Annotated in this window: 1 protein-coding gene; it reads right to left on the bottom strand. The window is 40.5% G+C overall.

Annotation, left to right across the window (positions count from 1 at the left end):
- Positions 1-245 precede the first annotated feature (245 nt).
- On the bottom strand, positions 246-953 hold the full coding sequence (locus KDK13_RS04200) for an F-box protein (RefSeq protein WP_257283675.1): 708 nt from the start codon (positions 951-953) through the stop codon (positions 246-248).
- Between the last annotated feature and the right edge of the window lie 320 nt (positions 954-1,273).

Below are 1,273 nucleotides of genomic sequence, written 5' to 3'. Positions count from 1 at the left end.
TCCGAACGGAGTCAGGCAATGAAAATAGGGAAGTTATTTCCAGACAACTCCTTAAGCCGCTTTCTTAGGGTAGACATTAAGGAATTCTTCCTGATAGTACTATTGTCCATTTTTTCTTGAGCTTCTGTGAACGAGTGCAGTCGGGTTGGTTTCTACGTGCCGACTGATAAATTTGCCCACTCTCATCATAAAAGAGGGCAAGATCATCTTTGACTCGGCGATCACCAGGGGATTTTGACGGCAGCTTACCTATATTCGTGATCGAGAATGTGAGAGATGTGGTTTGATAGTGGAGTGTTGCTATGAAGCAAGCTTATTAGTTTCTTGACTTCCTGAAAAGATCTGCCCGAATAAATAGCATTAGCATCTACGCTTAATGTATCTCCACTAAACATAACTTTATTGGGATTATTGGTATTCGGATCTTCTACAACTCTATAGGCTTGACGCGGCGCGATAAGAAAAATATGGCCATTTTCAAATAATCCTGTATACATAGTATATATTTCATTTTTGTATTTAGTAGTAGCGTTATTCAGCTTCATCATTGTAAAGAAACGCTCTACATTTACTCGTTCCGGATTTATAACTCTCCCTGAGCTTTGGTCGTATGCATAGCGGGTATAAAAATGACTGAACCTGTCTGAATTGCATAATGATTTTATACCCTCGCATTCCTCTGCATGCTCTGCTGTTTCCATATTTTTAAATTGAATTCGACACATTAAATCTTTGATAATCCTTTGATCAATAGATGTGTTGGTTCTGTGGCATGTCTGCTTGAGTCGGAGCGCATCGGGCAGGGTAAGTTTGTTTGCGATGAGTTGAATAATATCAACTGGCAAACAGTTGAAATAGCCGGGTTGTAGCTGTTGGTCTAATGTTGATTCTACAAATTGTGGCGTAACTCCGGGCAATAATCCTTTTTGATCATTTGAAATATTGGCTGGCATAAGATAATCCTTTTCTTAAGTTTTCTTTTAGAACCTTGGTTTAGGAAAAAGTTCCATCTACGGGAATTTTCTGCCTGCTACACAGTCAATAACTCCCCCCTGCCTGGAACTGCAGCAGGTCACTGATGCCTACCACCGTGAAAAATGGCAGGTTTTGCCATTTGCCTATCCTGAGAACAGCAGGCAATACTTGTTCACTCTTCGATGATTGACTATTCAGTTGATTTCATTATTTCACTATACCGCTCCCTCCTGCGCTGATTTCTCAGCTTTCTTTTTTCGAGGGCTTGCCTTTGCTCACTTTGGTGCTCAACATGCAA

Origin of the sequence: Endozoicomonas sp. SESOKO1, assembly GCF_024606265.1 — a bacterium.
In the GTDB taxonomy this organism is placed as follows: Bacteria; Pseudomonadota; Gammaproteobacteria; order Pseudomonadales; family Endozoicomonadaceae; genus Endozoicomonas.
This window is presented reverse-complemented; position numbering and strand designations above follow the sequence as displayed.

Bases quoted from the DNA above. Each gene is read 5' to 3' on its own strand.
- KDK13_RS04200 (WP_257283675.1), bottom strand. From the start codon at position 953: ATGCCAGCCAATATTTCAAATGATCAAAAAGGATTATTGCCCGGAGTT.